12 protein-coding genes are annotated in these 14489 nt (G+C 57.9%); all 12 read left to right on the plus strand.

Features of this window, described 5'->3' with window-relative positions:
* The first annotated feature begins 317 nt into the window (after positions 1 to 317).
* The 12 genes from ACFOTD_RS16330 (at position 318) to ACFOTD_RS16385 (ending at position 14469) form a co-directional block, all read left to right on the plus strand.
* Positions 318 to 530 (plus strand): hypothetical protein, encoded by a 213-nt coding sequence (locus ACFOTD_RS16330; RefSeq protein WP_378120553.1) that lies wholly within the window; start codon positions 318 to 320, stop codon positions 528 to 530.
* A gap of 778 nt (positions 531 to 1308) precedes the next feature.
* Positions 1309 to 1941, plus strand: coding sequence for a 3-hexulose-6-phosphate synthase (gene hxlA, locus ACFOTD_RS16335; protein ID WP_378120555.1), 633 nt, complete (start codon positions 1309 to 1311; stop codon positions 1939 to 1941).
* Positions 1942 to 1944: 3 nt separating this feature from the next.
* Entirely contained in the window at positions 1945 to 2502 is a 558-nt protein-coding gene (hxlB, locus tag ACFOTD_RS16340; protein ID WP_378120557.1) for a 6-phospho-3-hexuloisomerase, read from the plus strand.
* 133 nt (positions 2503 to 2635) lie between these two features.
* Positions 2636 to 3028: a winged helix-turn-helix transcriptional regulator gene (locus ACFOTD_RS16345; RefSeq protein WP_378120559.1), complete on the plus strand. Its 393-nt coding sequence runs from the start codon at positions 2636 to 2638 to the stop codon at positions 3026 to 3028.
* Positions 3029 to 3059: 31 nt separating this feature from the next.
* Positions 3060 to 3662, plus strand: coding sequence for an ankyrin repeat domain-containing protein (locus ACFOTD_RS16350; protein WP_378120560.1), 603 nt, complete (start codon positions 3060 to 3062; stop codon positions 3660 to 3662).
* Between the two features lie 121 nt (positions 3663 to 3783).
* A complete protein-coding gene (locus tag ACFOTD_RS16355) occupies positions 3784 to 4365 on the plus strand; it encodes a TetR/AcrR family transcriptional regulator (RefSeq protein ID WP_378120562.1) in 582 nt (193 codons plus the stop codon).
* 169 nt (positions 4366 to 4534) lie between these two features.
* Positions 4535 to 5380 (plus strand): SDR family NAD(P)-dependent oxidoreductase, encoded by an 846-nt coding sequence (locus ACFOTD_RS16360; protein WP_378120564.1) that lies wholly within the window; start codon positions 4535 to 4537, stop codon positions 5378 to 5380.
* Between the two features lie 137 nt (positions 5381 to 5517).
* The gene (locus ACFOTD_RS16365) at positions 5518 to 7068 is read left to right on the plus strand and encodes a response regulator transcription factor (protein WP_378120810.1); all 1551 of its coding nucleotides are present in this window, start codon (positions 5518 to 5520) and stop codon (positions 7066 to 7068) included.
* Positions 7065 to 8771, plus strand: a complete 1707-nt coding sequence (locus ACFOTD_RS16370) for a cache domain-containing sensor histidine kinase (RefSeq protein WP_378120566.1) — start codon at positions 7065 to 7067, stop codon at positions 8769 to 8771. Before ACFOTD_RS16365 ends, ACFOTD_RS16370 begins: the two co-directional genes overlap by 4 nt.
* 519 nt (positions 8772 to 9290) lie before the next feature.
* Positions 9291 to 12488 (plus strand): polysaccharide lyase family 8 super-sandwich domain-containing protein, encoded by a 3198-nt coding sequence (locus tag ACFOTD_RS16375; protein ID WP_378120567.1) that lies wholly within the window; start codon positions 9291 to 9293, stop codon positions 12486 to 12488.
* Between the two features lie 164 nt (positions 12489 to 12652).
* The gene (locus tag ACFOTD_RS16380; RefSeq protein WP_378120569.1) at positions 12653 to 13615 is read left to right on the plus strand and encodes an ABC transporter permease; all 963 of its coding nucleotides are present in this window, start codon (positions 12653 to 12655) and stop codon (positions 13613 to 13615) included.
* Entirely contained in the window at positions 13609 to 14469 is an 861-nt protein-coding gene (locus ACFOTD_RS16385) for a carbohydrate ABC transporter permease (protein ID WP_378120571.1), read from the plus strand. Before ACFOTD_RS16380 ends, ACFOTD_RS16385 begins: the two co-directional genes overlap by 7 nt.
* Positions 14470 to 14489: the final 20 nt, after the last annotated feature.

The following is a 14489-nucleotide window of genomic DNA, read 5'->3' on the forward strand; positions in this document are numbered from 1 at the left end:
GCGAAGACTTCTTCCTGCAAAGGTTCGGGCTTTTGGTGCGCACTGTCGACCATTTATTTACATATTCGTCGGATCAGGCTACAGTTGGCTGCGTAAAACTGCTTTCTCAACAGCCTGAAATATGCAGCTAAATTTCAAAGAAAGGGGCGGAAATCGCATGAAATAACGAAATAGATGTATATTTGCAGGTATCCGCTTTGAAGGGTTCATTTCAGGCGAAATAGATGTATTTTTGCAGTTTTGCCGATACATTCTGGACTTCAAGCGGCTGGAAGTAACCGCCGGATGCCTTTGCAGCGGATCATGAGGGTGCCCGGATGCTGGAGAAACGATGGAAGGAAACGATCCCTTCCAATAAAAATGAGCGCGACGTGTTGTTGGAGATCTGGGGATATGCCGGCTTGCTGGTTTCGCGCGATACCCCTCGCAAGCATAGAGGAATGAGCGATTGGGACGCGGTGTCGGAATGGCAGGGGGAAGACGGCTATTCTGAGGAAGCGGCAGAATATTACTTTGGGGCATTCTTGTAAATTAGCCGATACTAAAAACCTCGTTCCGTGCCCATTCATTCGGACATACGATCCGCTAATTTTACGTTGTTCTCGCATTCCATGCGCTCGTGGACCCAGGATCCGTTATTTAGCCCAATGCAGGCCGTTTTGGCTTTTATTGGGCTAAATAACGTACCTCCTGTCCGCAACCGTCGCGTATGGAGCGCTTTTCACAAAATAAGGTCTCCTGTGTCCGCCAGCCCATCAACATAACCGCCCTAACCGCCGTAACCGCATAACCGCCCCAACCGCCCCAACCGCCCCAACCGCCCCAACCGCCCCAACCCCCATAACCGCCCCAACCGCCCCAACCCCCATAACCGCCCCAACCGCCCGAGACGCGCCTCCGTAGTCGCCAACCGTGGCTAGATTTGTTATTCCGCCGGCCCTCAACACCCCACCGCCCTTCACCCCATATACATTCACCTTATATTTCTTGGAACTGACCCCGTCTTATACGCCGTCGGCGGCCGAGCTTGCGCAAGCCTAGTGCATAGTCGTCTGGTACGTTGATGGCAGCGGTCAGGCGATCGCGGTACCAAGCGGACATTACGAAGATAGAGCTACATTGACGCGGTGGGCAGGCAGAATGGATGAAGAGACTCCAGATAGAGCTACATCTACGTATTTTTTACGCGCCATAGTTTCCTCCAGGTAACTACCTCACGCGAAAGTGCCTACTTACGAAAATGAAACGGTGACTCTACAATGGGCTAGAGCTAAGCAAGCACAATCATCCCGAAGGAGAGATCATCCCATGGAACTTCAATTGGCACTGGATCTTGTAGATATTGACGGAGCGAAGCAAGTCGTTGCGGAAGTGGCGGATCATATAGATATCGTGGAGATCGGCACGCCTGTCGTCATTAACGAGGGGCTGCGGGCGGTAAAGGAAATCAAGGAGGCATTCCCGTCGCTGCGCGTGCTGGCCGACCTGAAAATCATGGATGCCGGCGGCTACGAGGTCATGAAGGCCTCCGAAGCGGGCGCGGATATTATCACCGTGCTGGGCGTATCGGACAATTCGACGATTCGCGGCGCCGTCGAGGAAGCCCGCAAGCAAAACAAAAAAATCATGGTCGACATGATCAACGTGAAGGACATCGAAGGCAGAGCGCAAGAGATCGACGCGCTTGGCGTTGACTATATTTGCGTGCACTCCGGTTACGACCATCAGGCTGAAGGCAAAAACTCCTTCGAGGAGCTTGCGGCGATCAAACGCGTCGTCAAGCAGGCCAAAACGGCCATCGCCGGCGGCATCAAGCTCGACACCCTGCCGGAAGTCATCAAAGCCCAGCCGGACCTGGTCATTGTCGGCGGCGGCATCACCAGCCAGTCGGACAAGAAGGCGACTGCGGCCGAAATGAAAAAACTGGTCAGCCTGGCCTAAACCATGAAAGCGATCCAATACGTCGCCGAGATCGTCAAGGAGCTCCAGCGGTCCGCCGAACAGATCGCCGATGCAGAAGCCGAGACGCTGGCGGATCTCATTTTGCAATCGAAAAATGTGTTCGTCGCCGGCGCAGGAAGATCGGGTCTGATGGGACGGGCATTCGCCATGCGTCTGATGCACACCGGAACCAATGCGTATGTGGTCGGCGAGACGATCACGCCCGGCATCGGCGAAGGCGATGTCCTGATCGTCGGGACCGGCTCGGGGGAAACGAAAAGCTTGATTCCGATGGCCCAAAAAGCGAAAAGTCTCGGTGCATCCGTCGTAGCCGTCACGATCGCGCCCGAGTCGACGATCGGAAGTCTGGCGGACGCGGTGGTCAAGCTGCCGGGCTCGCCCAAGGATCAAGCGAGCGGCAGCTATAAGACCATTCAGCCGATGGCTTCGCTGTTCGAGCAGACCCTGCTGATTTTTTACGACGCCGTCATTCTCAGGATGATGGAGAAGCAGGGACAGGATACCGGCCGAATGTATGGCAGGCATGCCAACCTGGAATAGCGGACGCCAGCCGCTCAAATAACGGACAGTCCTTGCCTTCGCGGCGGGGACTGTTCTTTAGTTTCCAAATGGAAGGTATACGCTTTTACATCCTGTAATCTCCCGTTGTATACTGCCTAGAGGAGGGATGACGATGGCGACGGAAATCAAGGATCGGATCGACTTGGCGACGATCAATTGCGAGAAGGAATTGACGCTCGCGGTGATCGGCGGCAAATGGAAACTCATTATCTTGTGGCATCTCGGTTTGGAAGGAACGAAGCGGTTCAGCGAGCTGAAAAAGCTGATTCCCCACATTACGCAAAAAATGCTGACCAATCAGCTGCGCGAGTTGGAGGAAGACCAGCTGGTCTTCCGTAAAGTATATCCAGTCGTCCCGCCCCGGGTGGAATACACGTTGACGGAATATGGCGAGAGTCTCATCCCCGTCTTGAAGATGATGTACAATTGGGGCAAAAATTACGGCGAACAAGTCATCTGGAAAGACGGCAAGACGGCTCCGGAGACCGCGGCAGCCGACGCATGATCATCGGTTTGCAGAAAAGAAGGTGAGTATGGTGAACGAGCAATTAATCATCTCGGCAGAAAAAGGCGACGTGGAACGCGTGCTGATGCTGCTCGAAGACGGAGCGGACATTAACGCAACGGATCGCGGCGGAAGAACGGCCGTCGTGGCAGCCACCTATAACAATCGGACGGAAGTCGTAAAGGCGCTTATTGAAAACGGTGCGGACATCAACATTCGCGATCACCGCTTAAATAACGTTCTCTTGTATGCCGGAGCGGAAGGGTACCTCGATATCGTCAAGCTCGCGATCGACGCGGGTGCCGATACCAGACTTACGAACCGGTTCGGGGGAATCGCGGTGATTCCCGCTTCGGAACGCGGACATGTCGAGGTTGTCGAAGAGCTGCTTAGCCGTTCGGACACCGATGTGAATCACGTCAATAACCTGCATTGGACGGCCTTATTGGAAGCGGTCATTCTAGGCAATGGCGGAGAGAAGCACCAACAAATCGTGCGGCTGCTGATTAGCCATGGCGCCGACTTAAATATCGCGGATAGAGACGGACTCACGCCGTTGATGCATGCGCGGCAAAGAGGATTTCGGGAAATCGCCGACATTTTAACCGAGGCGGGGGCGTTGCCGGAGCGATAAGGCTGAGCTGATCCGGGTAAACGATGGAAAAGTTTTGTGGCACGGTCCTTAGACGTCTACCGCATTATATTTGAACAATCGTTCCAATTAGGTTATACTCCCTTCAGAGGGGGGAGCAAGCATGGCTCGCTCGAAAGCTTTTGAGCCGTCTCAGGCGCTGGACAAGGCGATGAAGCTGTTTTGGCGCAATGGATACGAGCGCACTTCCGTGGGCGATCTGATCGCTGCGATGGGAATTAACCGGGGCAGCCTGTACGACACGTTCGGCGACAAGCAAGCCTTGTACGAGGGATGCCTGAACCGTTATTCCGAGGTTTACGCCTCCCGGATCGTCAACACGCTGTCGCAGCCACTGCCGGTCTATCCGACGCTGCGGCGCTTGTTCGATAATGTCGTCGATCTCGTCCATGAGGATCGCAGCAACTGGGGGTGCCTGATGGCGAACACGGCCAGCGAGCTTAGCCTGCACGACGACAGGGCGGCTGAACTGGTAAAGGCGCATTTTTTGCGTTTGGAGCAGGCGTTCACGGCTTTTCTTGAGCGGGGAATGGCATCCGGGGAGCTTGCGGCCGACCTCGATGCGCGCGCTTATGGCCGCACGCTGACTGTCTCGTTTACCGGACTGGCCACGCTGGCGAAGACGCAAGTGCCGCGGGACTTTTTGAAGGATGTCGTCGAGACGGCGCTCCAGCCCTTCCAATAGATAGCGGAGGAACCTGTCCAGGCAAGGATAGGTTTTTCTCTCGCCCATTATTGAACGATCGTTCCAAATTAAAAAAGGAGGTGACCGGGCCGTCCGCGAGACGGATTTCAAGCTTTTAAATCGGCAAGAAGTCCAAGCTGATCTTATTCGGAGAGGGGAGCATCGTTCCATGAGAACGCAAGAAGCGCATGTTAAAAAAGTGGCCGTCATCACGGCGTCCTATTCGGGCATCGGCTCGGAAGTCTGCAAACAACTGGCGCAGGAGGGCTTCGACCTGATCCTTATCGGCAGGGACCGCGCGCGCATGGAGACGCAGAGCCGGGCGCTCGGGATATTGGCGCCGGCGATCTCCATCCGTACGGTGACGGCGGATTTATCCGATCACGGACAGATCCGCGAAGCCGCGCGTCAAACGTCGGAAGCCGGCGCCAAGATCGACCTGCTCGTCCACAATGCGGGGATTTTGCTCGACGGCGTGCGGCTCTCCCCCCAGAATCAGGATCTTCATTACGAAGTGAATACGTTCGCGCCGTATCTGCTTACCGAGCTGCTTCGTCCGCGGCTTCGGGCTGCCGGCCGGTCCGTCGTCGTCGCGGTCGGCTCCAGCGCCATGAAGATGGCGAGGAAGCTGGAGCTCGCGGAGCTGCCGTCGCCTCGCAAGTTCAAGAAATTCAAGCCATACGCGCAGTCCAAGCTCGCCGTTGCCGCCGCCTTCTTCGCGATGGCTGACGATTACGCAAAAGACGGCATTGCGCTGCGCGTCGCCGATCCCGGCATGAACCGGACGGCGATGTCGAAGAACCCGGGCGTGCCGCGGTTGTTCCGGATGCTCAGCTTTCTGTTCCAGTCGCCCGACGGGGGCGCAAGGCGGATCGTCGACGCGGCGACGAATCCCGGGTTCGGCGCGCGGGGCGGGATTTATATCGAGAAAGGGAGAATCGCCCGTACGCCGCCGCCGGTGAAGGATCCCGCCGTGCAGCGGGAGCTGCTTGGTTTGCTTCGTACGCGTCGATAGCCGCTTCCCGACTAAAGGAACAGGGGAAAACCTTGCGTTTTCCCTGTTTCTATTTCCCTGCGCCTCGATTAAGATGAAAGCAGCATAGGGGAAAATGCGGCATCGAATCTGGCGAAGAGGACGTGGGTTCCGTGCATATGATGCTCATCGAGGATGAGCCCGACGCACTCGCGGGCATGACCCGGATCGCGGCCGGCTTGAACCGGCCAGACCTCACTTTGCATACGGCGGACAATGCGGAGAGCGCCCTCTCGCTTATCCAAGCGTTCCGGCCGGAGCTCATCGTCACGGACATCATGCTGCCGAGGATGACGGGCTTGGAATTGATCGAGACCGTCGTGGATGAAGGCGGCTATAAGCCTAAGGTCATCGTGGTCAGCGGATTCAACGACTTCGAGTATGCGCGGCAGAGCATTCGCCTGGGCGCGTTCGATTATTTGCTGAAGCCCTTTCGTACCGAGGACTTGAGGGAGCGGATCGAGAAAGCCATCGACCTGGTGCTGCTGGAAAAGAAGCTGGCGATTGAAAACTCGAAGCAGCAGTCGCTCGCGGAAAGAGGCAACGACGCGATGCGAGACGAGTATCTCATCGATTTCTGCACCCGTCCGACGAGCTTGGAGGAGCACCTCTATCAGCGTCTCCGATTCTGGCAGATCGCGTGGCTCGCGGAAGCGCCGTACACGGTCATGCTGATGGATGTCAAAGGCTATCCGGACGGCAAGCCGCTTCATCGGGATTATGCGCTGCAAACGTTCGCAATCGGGAATATCGTGAGCGAGCTGGCCGAGGCCGGCTCGTCCTCCGTGCTGCTGAAAGATCCCAAAAACAGGTGGATGCTCATCACGACCTCCGATCAACCCGAACAAACGGCCAAGAACGCGGTGGCATCCGTCGGCAGATATCAGCGGATTACGCTTGCCGTCGGCATAAGCGCCAAGATGCAGCGTTTCGAGCAGCTGCATGAAGCTTACGCGCAGGCGCAGCGCGCGTTTCAAATCTACTCGCTGTCGGACGATGCTCCGATGCATTACGAGTCTCCGGCGGCCTCTGCCGCCATAACGGCCGATTCCATTCCCGAAGCGATCGCCGCCTTGATCGTCAGAGGTGATAAAGAGACGTTGAAGGACGCGGTATCGACGTATTTCCGGCAAGCGGTCTTGCAGGGCGCGCATTCTTACAACCATGAAGAAGTCGTCCGGATTTTGCTCGGTTTTCTCTCCCGGATTCATCTGGCGCTCAAGAACGCCGAAGGCCGGCAGCTTGAAGAAGTGCCCATGCGGGTGTGGGAGGAGCTCGACGAGTGCCGGACGCTGGACCAATATTCGAGCGTTCTCGTGCAATACGTATTGAGCCTCTGCCGCAAGACGACGCAAAATGCGGTGATTGCGAGGGCGATCCGAATCATCGAGGATCATTACGCGGAAGATCTGACGCTGCAGACGATCGCCGACCGTTTGTCCATGCATCCGGTGTGGCTGAGCCAGTCCTTCAAGCGCGAGACAGGGCAGACGTATATGGATTTTCTGACGGAGACGCGGCTGGGGCATGCCAGACGCTTGCTGACCGAGAGCTCGATGAAAATATACGAGATCGCCGAAGCCGTCGGCTATCGCGATTTGCAGCATTTCGGCAACGTCTTCAAAAAGCGCGTAGGCCTGACGCCGAAGGAGTTCCGATACGGGAAATGAAGTGGACGCGAATCGCCGCAGGCGACCTATTCCGAAAAATGATCCTGCTTATGTGCCTCTCCGTGCTTATTCCGCTGGGCGCGCTCGGCTACTTGTCGTACGAGCAATCCAAAAGGCAGATCGGGGTGGTGACGACGCAATTCCTCGAGGACAACCTGCGGGTCAACGCCAAGGCGGTCAACGATTTTCTCCTGGACGTGGAGCGGCAATCGGAAAGCATTATCGGCTCCGTCGAGCTGCAGTCTTTTCTGCGGCAGCCGGAGCCATCGGTCTATACGGAAGAATTGACCTTCATTAACCGGATGAACGCGCTGATCGCCCGGCTGAAGGGTCCTTATGAGCTGTATATCAGGCCGAACAGCCTTAAAGCTTACCCGAATTACCGGAATCTGCTCGGACTCTCCCGCATCGACCCCGAATCTCCCTACTTTGAAGAAGCGTTGAAGCGAAACGGCCGGGGAAAATGGGTTCATCTTTGGGACGAGCGGCTGCGGCAGCCCGTTCATCTCTACGTCCGGGCCATCCGGTCGCTCGACGACTTCGAGCCGATCGGCATTATGGCGATCCGCGTTCCCGAATATCTCGTGCGAACCGAGCTGATCCCGCCGTCCTCCTTCAAAAACTACCGCTTCGTCATGGTCGACGAGACCGGCCGTATGATTTCGCAGCCTTACGAAGAGACGTACCTAGCGCCTTATCGGCCGATCGAGGGCTGGTCGAGCGCGGAAATCGCCCTGCAGGACGGGGGGAAGCTGATCGCGATGCTGCCCGAACGGGATTTAACCGGCAACATCGGCCGCATCAAGAGCTTCACCATCGCAACCGTCGTCGCCAGCTTTCTCGTGATCGTCTTGTTCGTGACAATCGTCATTCGCAACTTTACGCTGCCGATCATGCAGCTGGTCAAACATATGAAGCAGGTACGCAAAGGGCTGCTGGAGCCGTTCCGGGCCATCCGTCCGCGCGACGACGAGATCGGCCAGCTGGTGAACGGGTACAACCGGATGACGCAGGATATGTCGGACCTGCTGGATACGACCAAGCGGATGGAGTCGGACAAGCGGCAGCTCGAGATGCAGTCGCTGATCCATCAGATCAATCCTCACTTTTTCTACAACACGCTGGATTCGATTAAATGGAGCGCGGAGCGGGCGAACGTGCCCGATATCGCCGCGATGGTGACGAAGCTCGCGAATCTGCTCCGCTTCAGCCTGAACAACGGCGAAGAGTGGACGACCGTCGGGCGGGAGATCGAGCATGCGAGGAGCTATATGGAAATCGAGCTGCTGAGGAGCAAGCGGGCGTTCCAGTTTTTCGTGCAGGCGGACCCGGACGTGCTGGGACTGAAGCTCATCAAGCTGATCCTGCAGCCGCTTGTGGAAAATGCGGTGAAGCACGGGATTAACCGCTTGCCCGAAGGCAAGGGCAAGATCCGGCTCACCGCCAGGCGCGTCGGCGCAGGCTTGATCTTCGCCGTCGAGGACAACGGACCGGGCCTCAGCCGGCGCCTGGATATCGACGGGGACGCCGGCGGCATGGGAAAGGCGCGCGACTCGGACGGCATCGGCCACGGCATCGGATTGTCCAATGTCCACAGACGGATACGGCTTCACTTCGGCGAGCCGTACGGAATCGAGATCGAAGAGGGCAGGACGGAGGGCTTCCGGATCGCGATCCGCGTGCCCGTTCTGGAGTCTTCGTAGCGCGTCGCGGCCAGGCGCACAAGCAAGCGAGCAAGCGAGTAAGAGAATGCAAACCGGAGGTTCTTTAGAGGATCAGCGATTCGTGGCAGAGAAGCGCACAGGGCATGCCGGCGATACTCGGTGGCTTGCGGCCTCCCAAACCTGCAATAATACATGTATTTCTAACCTGCCGACGGCCCGTTAAGAAATACCTGCAAATGTGCAGGCAAATGCCAAGGACAAGCCGGAAATCGGGCAGACGGAGGAAAATACCTGCGTTTTTGCATCCTTTCTGCTCAAAAGGACGGATATCGGCGGAAATAGCTGCACATTTGCAGGCGTTTCGGTTTTTCGCCAAAACTGATAGGAACGTCAGGGCGCGCTCGATCCGTCCCTGACGTTTTTATTTTCCGCCTCCGAAGTCGATAAGATTCCAATGCCAAACCTGAATATTGCCCTGTTCATCTCCGGAATGTCAACGGCTACGATGAGATTGCAATCCTGATTCATAGATTGCCAATCGAATGGAGGTTAAGGATGATGAAGAAAAGAAGAACGTGGCTGGGCTTGCTGCTCGCGATATCGGTTATCGCGAGTCTATGGCAGGTCCCGGGGCAACAAGCTCATGCAGCGGGCGAATACGACACGTTAAGGGCCAAATGGAAGGAGATGCTGACCGGGGGGACAAGCTATAATCCGTCCGACTCCGAGATCGCGCCTAAGATCGCTTCGATCCAATCGGAGGCCGCCGCGGATATGACCGCGATGGACGTATCCCCGACCCGCACGAGACTATGGGCCTTCAACGGAGCCACGAGCGGCGAGATCGCCAAGCTGTCTTACCGGAAGCTGAAGGAAATGGCGCTCGGCTATGCCACCAAAGGCACGTCCATGGAGGGAGATCCGGGCTACCGGGACGCCATCGTCTCCGCGATGGAATGGATGTATGCGCAGCGGTACAACGAGACGATCGCCGAAGCGGGCAATTGGTGGGACTGGGATATCGGAGCCCCGATCGAGCTGACCAATATCGTCATCTTGATGTACGACGATTTTACGTCCGCGCAGCGTACGAACTACATGAACGCGATCGAGCATTTTGCAAGCGCTTCCCTATACGCTTATTCGGGCGCCAATCGGGTATGGCTCTCTTATCTGATGGCGATGCGGGGCATGATTCTGGAGGACGGCGGCAGAATCGCGGCCGGCAGGGACGGATTGGGGGATGTCTTCGAATATGTCACCTCCGGCGACGGGTTTTACCGCGACGGCTCCTTCGTCCAGCATACGAAGTTCGCCTATACCGGCGGATACGGCAAGGACATGCTGAAGGATATCGCCAACCTGATGTACGTGCTCAGCGGCTCGTCCTGGGCGGTGACCGACTCGCGCAAGGACAATCTGTTCAAGTGGGTCTACGACGGCGTCGAACCGCTCCTCTACAAGGGAGCGATGATGGACATGTCGCGCGGACGCGAGATCTCGCGCAACAAGTTCCCGGATCATGTCGTCGGCCATGACGTCATCCAGACGCTGATCCGCATCTCGCAGTTCGCGCCGCTCGCCGACCGGCTCGCGATTCGCTCGCTCGTCAAGTACGAGATCGGAGCGGACACGTACCGCAGCTTTTACGACGATGCCAGCATTAATATGATCCTGCTCGCGCGTCAGATCATGAACGACGCCGCTGTCTCCGCTCGCGGCGAGCTGTCGCTGAACCATGTGTTCGCGGGGATGGACCGCATCGTCCACCAACAGCCCGGCTTCGGCTTCGCCGTCAGCATGAGCTCCAAGCGCATTCTGCCCTACGAGCTGCTTAACGGGGAAAATCGGAAAGCCTGGCACACCGGCGAAGGCATGACCTATCTCTACAACGGAGACCTGGGGCAGTTCAGCGAGGACTTCTGGCCGACCGTGGATCCTTACCGGCTGCCGGGCACGACGGCGCAAGCCGGGACGCAGACCCAGACGGCGAGCGGCCAGGGCGGCGACGTGGCCGGCGGCGCTTCGCTCGGCGGATACGGCGTGGCGGCGATGCGCCTGACGCCTTATGCGCAGACGCTCGACGCGAAGAAGTCGTGGTTCATGTTCGACGACGAGGTCGTCGCGCTCGGGGCGGGCATCTCCGCGTCGGACGGCAAAGTCGTGGAGACGACCGTCGAGAACCGGAAGCTGGACGCGGCCGGCGACAACGCGTTCACGGTGAACGGCACGGCGAAGTCGAATGCGCTCGGCTGGAGCGAGACGATGACCGGCGTCAACTGGGCGCATCTCGACGGGAATGTGTCCGGCTCGGGCATCGGTTATTACTTCCCGACTCCGGCGACGCTGAAGGCAAGCAGAAAGGCGAATACGGGCGCCTGGAACGCGTTGAATACGTACGTCGGATTTAACGACGCTACTCCCATTACGCGGAACTATCTGAACCTGTGGTTCGATCACGGCACGAATCCGACTGCCGGCGACTATGCCTACGTACTCCTGCCGAACCGCACGGCATCGCAGGTAAGCGCCTACGCGACAAGTCCGGATATCGCCGTGCTGGAAAATTCGCAAGACGCGCAGGGCGTACAGGAGGCGGGGCTCGGCGTCAAAGCCGTGCAGTTCTGGAAGGACCAATCGAAGACCGTAAGCGGAATCACCAGCGACAAGGTCGCCTCGGTTGTCGTGAAGGAGACGGCGAGCGAGATCGCGATAGCGGTGGCGGACCCGTCGCAGCTGAATACGGGGACGATTCAGATTGGACTGAGCGCGCCTGCGGCCTGCACGATCGAGAGCGATCCGGGCATCGTCGTCCAGCAGACCTCGCCCGGCATCCAGTTTACGGTTAACGTGAATGGCAGCGAGGGCCAATCGTTCGTCGTCTCGTTCAAGAAGAGCGGCACTTGCGGCGGGACGCAGCTGACGACGTACGAGTCGGAGAGCCTGTCCTTCGATTCGTCCGGCGACGTGTCGCAGATCGTCAACGGCGATGCGGCGGCCAGCGGAGGAAAGTGGAGAAAGTATGCTTCGAACGCGGTCGGAGACTATGCGGAGCATGCGTTGAACGTGCCCCAGGCCGGCACCTATAACGTATCCGTACGCGGCAAGCTGTCGACCGATCGGGCGACGGCTCAGCTTACGGTGCAAGGGATCGCGGTGGGCGCTCCCGTAGACTTCTACAAGTCCGGCACGGCGTCGTTCCAGACGATCCCTGTCGGCACGATGTCGTTCGCCTCCGGCGGACCGAAGACGTTCCGCTTCACCGTCACGGGCAAGAACGGCGCCAGCACGGACTATGTGCTGCCGCTCGATGCCATCATTCTGGAGCGCACGGGGCCCGTGCCTGCCGTGTCGCGGCAGGAGGCGGAGCTGCTAACCTCGTCCAGCTCCGCCGGCGATACCGTCGTCGCCGTCAACGACGGCGGGGCGAGCGGAGGCAAGATGTCGAAGCTGAACGCGAACGCGGCGAACGATTACGTCTCGTACGCCGTGAACGTAGCCGCGCCGGGCACGTACCGGATCTACGTCAAAACGAAAAACTATACGGACCGCGGCATTTTCCAACTCTACGTAGACGGGGCTGCGCAAGGTACGCCGGTGAACGAATACGCATCCGGCCAAACGTTCCAGACGTACAATCTCGGCACGATCAACTTCTCTTCGGCCGGCAGCCGAACCTTCAAGTTCCAGGTGACGGGCACGTCGGGGACAGGTTACGTCCTGGTCTTCGATCGCCTGGATCTGGTGCCGGAATGATCGCGTTGGGCGCTTAGCCCACGATCGATCGGCGCAGGACGTTCGCGGCTGCCGCGAACGTCCTTTTCACTAAAAGAACAAGGGGAAACACTTAGAACCCCCTGTTCAAACGAAATGCGCCGGCAGGTAACATGGAGTCAGAGATTGAACGAAGGAGTGACACCATGAACACTGTCGTCAAAGCCGTTCCCCGCGCCGCCCGCGCGCCGGGCCTTCCGATGGCCCGATTCGGCAAAGCGGTGTGGAAGCACAAAATCTTATACTTGTTCTTGCTGCCGGGGTTGCTCTACTACCTGACGTACAGGTATACGCCGATGCTCGGCGCGATCATCGCTTTCAAAGATTTCAACATCATGGACGGCATCGCCAAGAGCCCGTGGGCCGATCCCTGGTACAAGCATTTCCAAGCCTTTTACGAGTCGCCGTACTTCTGGCAATTGCTGACCAACACGCTGCTGATCAGCTTGTACAAGCTCCTCTTCGGCATGATTCCCGGCATCGCGCTCGCGGTGCTTCTGAACGAGATCAAGAACAAGGCGTTCCAGCGCTTCGTTCAGACGGTGACTTACCTGCCCCACTTCTTGTCCTGGGTCATTATCTACGGCATCTGCGTCGCCTTCTTGTCGGAGACCAACGGACTGGTGAATCACATGATCAAAGAGCAGGGCGGGCAAGCCATCAACTTCTTGTCCTCCACGCAGTGGTTCCGCAGCATCCTCGTCGGCTCCGAGATCTGGAAGGACACCGGTTGGAGCGCCATCATCTATCTGGCCGCGATCGCGGGCATCGATCCGTCGCAGTACGAGGCCGCACGGGTGGACGGAGCGGGAAGGCTGAGGGGCATCTGGCACGTCACGCTGCCGGGGATACGAAGCGTAATCGTCCTGTTGTTCATCCTGAAGCTCGGGCAGATGCTGGACGCCGGCTTCGACCAGATCTACATCATGTACAGCATCCAAGTGTATCCGGTCGCGGACATCATCGATACTTGGGTGTTCCGCACGGGACTCGAGCAATTGAACTTCAGCATCGCGGCTGCCGTCGGGCTGTTCAAATCGCTGGTCGGGTTCGTGCTGGTCGTATCGGCGAACCAGGTCGCCAAGAGATGGGGGGAACAGATATGGTAACGGGCATCAAGGATCGCGTTTTCGATTGGACAGTGATCGTCGTGTTAAGTCTGTTCGCCCTGGCGATCGTCTTCCCGCTGCTGTACGTGGTGTCCGTCTCGCTCACGCCCTACAGCGAGGTGCTCCGGAACGGCGGGTTCATCATCGTGCCGAAGAAGCTGACCTTCGACGCTTACACCGCCTTCCTGAACGATTCGCTTATCCCGCGGGCTTACGGGGTTACGGTCTACATTACCGTAGTCGGAACATTTCTCAATCTCGTATTCACGTCTTTAATGGCTTACCCGCTCAGCAAAAAATATTTGCCCGGCCGCAAGCCGCTGCTGTTCTTCGTGACGCTGACGCTCTTATTCAATGGCGGCGTCGTGCCCACCTACCTGGTCGTCAAGGCGACGGGCATGATCAACTCGCTGTGGGCGCTTATCATTCCCAGCGTCATCTGGACCTTTAATCTGCTGATCGTAAAGACGTTCTTTGAAAATCTCCCGGCGGAGCTCAGTGAAGCGGCCCGGATCGACGGCGCCGGCGAGGTGCGGATCCTCACCGGCATCGTGCTGCCGCTGTCGATGCCGGTCCTTGCCACCGTCGGCTTGTTCTATGCGGTGGGGCATTGGAACGAATTTTTCCAGGCGGTCATGTATATCAACGACAACGACCTGAAGCCGCTGCAAGTGATACTGCGATCTATCCTGGCCAGCGCGCTTGCGCCGCCGATGGATGCGGAGGACGTTCTCCCGTCGCAGTCGCTCCAGATGTCGGCGGTCGTGCTCTCGGCGCTTCCGATCCTCGTTGTTTACCCGTTCCTCCAGAAGTATTTTACGCAAGGGATGCTTCTGGGCTCGGTCAAGGGTTGACATAGATCATCACTACGAAA

It is taken from the genome of Cohnella sp. GCM10012308, assembly GCF_042649185.1.
Classification (GTDB): domain Bacteria; phylum Bacillota; class Bacilli; order Paenibacillales; family Paenibacillaceae; genus Cohnella.